Origin of the sequence: Mesorhizobium tianshanense (genome assembly GCF_007830515.1) — a bacterium.
In the GTDB taxonomy this organism is placed as follows: domain Bacteria; phylum Pseudomonadota; class Alphaproteobacteria; order Rhizobiales; family Rhizobiaceae; genus Mesorhizobium; species Mesorhizobium tianshanense.
The window spans coordinates 1-2,600 of sequence record NZ_VLKT01000138.1 but is presented as its reverse complement, the minus strand read 5'-3'; the positions used below and the strand labels follow the sequence as shown (position 1 = coordinate 2,600).

The window sequence follows — 2,600 nt, the reverse complement described above, 5'->3', positions numbered from 1 at the left end:
CTATGTCCCCAAGCCCATCCGAGGTCCTGCTGTGCGCGAGGGCTTCTTCTTGTCAATGATCACGGAAAGGGGACCCCGTATTTTCGCGCAAAAGGAACCCCGGTTTTGGCGTGTGAAGGGCACGACGGCGAGCACCCGATCAGGCGTAGCTGGTCGGGGTTGCACCGCCTGATCGGGTGCGTCTGAGTTTTGTTTTCGGGCTTTAGCTTTGAGAGCGGCTTTTGAAGCGCCAGGAAGCGTTTCCGGTTTCGAGGATCTCGCAATGATGGGTGAGACGGTCCAACAAGGCGGTGGTCATCTTGGCATCGCCAAAGACGCTCGGCCATTCACCGAAGGCGAGATTGGTGGTGACGATGATCGAGGTTCGCTCGTAGAGCCTGCTGATCAGATGGAAGAGCAGTTGCCCGCCGGCCTGAGCAAAGGGCAGATAGCCGAGTTCGTCCATGATGACGAAGTCGAGCCGGGTCAGGTGATCAGCAATGCGGCCCTGGCGGCCCGCGCGGGTTTCGGTCTCCAACTGGTTGACCAGATCGACGACATTGTAGAAGCGGCCGCGCAGGCCGGAGCGGACCAGCGCCCGGGCGATGGCGATCGCCAGATGCGACTTTCCGGTGCCGGTTCCACCGACCAGAACGGCGTTGCGCTGATCGGCAGCAAAGGCGCCACTGGCAAGTTCACGGATCAGCCCTTCGTTGACCGGCGTTTCAGCAAACGCGAAGTCCTCGATGTCCTTTGCCAGCGGCAGCCTGGCGACGGTGAGCTGGTATTTGATGGAGCGCGCCTGCTTCTCGGAGATCTCGGCCTGCAACAGATCGCCGACGATCCTGGGCGGTTCGTGCTGGCGCTTGATGCCAGTACCCATGATCTCGTCATAGGACGAGCGCATCCCGTAGAGCTTGAGGCTTCCCATCAATTCCAACACCTGCGTGCGTTCCATGGCTCGTTGTCCTCCTGAGGCTGTCATAGCGAGCGCAATCGGCAACCGGTTCATGGGTCAGCCGAAGCGTCTCGGGGGTGGAAAGGGTCGCACTGGGCGCCGGATCGCGGCCACGGGCAAGGATGTTGATGATCACTGCCGATGACCAGACGCCGTGATCGAGCGCCTCCTGGCAAGCCGATTCGACCGCGGCGAGGCCGTCGGTGAGCACGCAAGCGAGAATGCTCACCATCTGCCGGTCGCCGTCATCGACGGTTCTGAGCCTGCGGCGCACCTTCTCCATCGCTGCCGGCAACACCCAGTCGCGGAACGGCGCGCCATTGCGCAGTGCGCCCGGCTTGCGGGCCAGGACCGGGACGTAATGCCAAGGATCGAACACCGTCACGCCGCGCCCGAAGCAACGGGCATGGTCACCGACGATCACGCCGTCCTGGCGGATGACGATGCGGCCGGCATAGGCGTGGATCTCCACCGGACGGCCGACGGCGCTGGAAAGCACCGAGTACTTGTTGTTGTCGAAACGAACCAGGCAGGTCTTCGACACCGAGGCCGGGATGCAATGGAAGCCGTCGAAACGGCCGGCATATGGAATGAGGTTGCCGCGCTCCTGCTCGAACATCTCCCAAACCGTCCGCTCACCCTGTTCAGGATGCCGGTGAGCCCTGGCGTAGACGATGATTTGATCGAGCAGCCAGGCGTTGAGCTCCTCCAGGTTCTTGAAGCGCAGCCTCGGCGTGAAGAAGCGTTCGCGCACCAGCCCGACCTGGTTCTCGACCTGGCCCTTCTCCCAGCCCGATGCCGGCGTGCAGGCCACCGGCTCGACAAGATAGTGCCCGCACATCTGCAGGAAGCGACGATTGTATTGCCTCTCCTTGCCGACAAAGATCGCGTCCACCGCCGTCTTCATGTTGTCGTAGATGCCGCGCGTGCAGGTGCCCCGGAAGAAGGCAAACGCCCGGTCGTGCGCGTCGAACACCATCTCCTGGCTTTCGCGCGGATAGGCCCTCGCGAAGAACATCCGGCTGTGACACAGCCGCATATGCGCCACCTTCACCGTCGTCGTCACTCCGTTCAGGACAACGATCTCGTGGCTCCAGTCGAACTGGTAGGCCTCGCCCGGCGCGAAGATCAGCGGAACATAAGCATCGGCGGCAGCGCTGCCACGCGCTTTCTCCCAAGCCCGCGCATGCCGCCAGATCGAACTGTAGCTGCCCTCATAACCAAGATCCCGCAGGTCCTCAAAAATACGGATCAGCGTCAGCCGTTCCCGCGACGGCTTCGTCGCATTGGTCGCCAAAAGCAGCTCAAGCTCCTCGCGCCAGGCGCCCATCCGCGGCAAAGGCTGATGCCTGCGTTCGTAGCGAAACTCCGTCTGCCCCGAACGCAGGACCTTGCGGACCACCTTCCGAGAGACCTTCAATTCCCGGCAGATCTGCTTGATCGATTTGCCCTGAACCAGCGAAAGCCGGCGTATCTTTGCAATCGTCTCCACAACCAACATCCAAAACAAATGCCCCCGATGAAATCGGAGGCAGTGTCATGCCCCTGCGTTAATGGGGGTCCTTTTTGGGCTCTGACGCATTCTCGCTGCGACCACGGCCTAAGTTGCACCGATGAGACGCGCCTGGAGCAGATCAATCTTGGCGCGGCCGTACATCTGCCG

General features: G+C 61.9%; 2 protein-coding genes. Both read right to left on the bottom strand.

Annotated features, from left to right (window positions below; translation table 11 throughout):
* Positions 1-202: 202 nt before the first annotated feature.
* Positions 203-937 (bottom strand): IS21-like element helper ATPase IstB, encoded by a 735-nt coding sequence (gene istB, locus IQ26_RS38835; RefSeq protein ID WP_145723571.1) that lies wholly within the window; start codon positions 935-937, stop codon positions 203-205.
* Complete coding sequence (gene istA, locus IQ26_RS38830; protein ID WP_145723570.1) at positions 870-2,438, bottom strand: IS21 family transposase; 1,569 nt, start codon at positions 2,436-2,438, stop codon at positions 870-872. Before istA ends, istB begins: the two co-directional genes overlap by 68 nt.
* Between the last annotated feature and the right edge of the window lie 162 nt (positions 2,439-2,600).

Bases quoted from the DNA above. Each gene is read 5' to 3' on its own strand.
- istB (WP_145723571.1), bottom strand. From the start codon at position 937: ATGGAACGCACGCAGGTGTTGGAATTGATGGGAAGCCTCAAGCTCTAC.
- istA (WP_145723570.1), bottom strand. From the start codon at position 2,438: ATGTTGGTTGTGGAGACGATTGCAAAGATACGCCGGCTTTCGCTGGTT.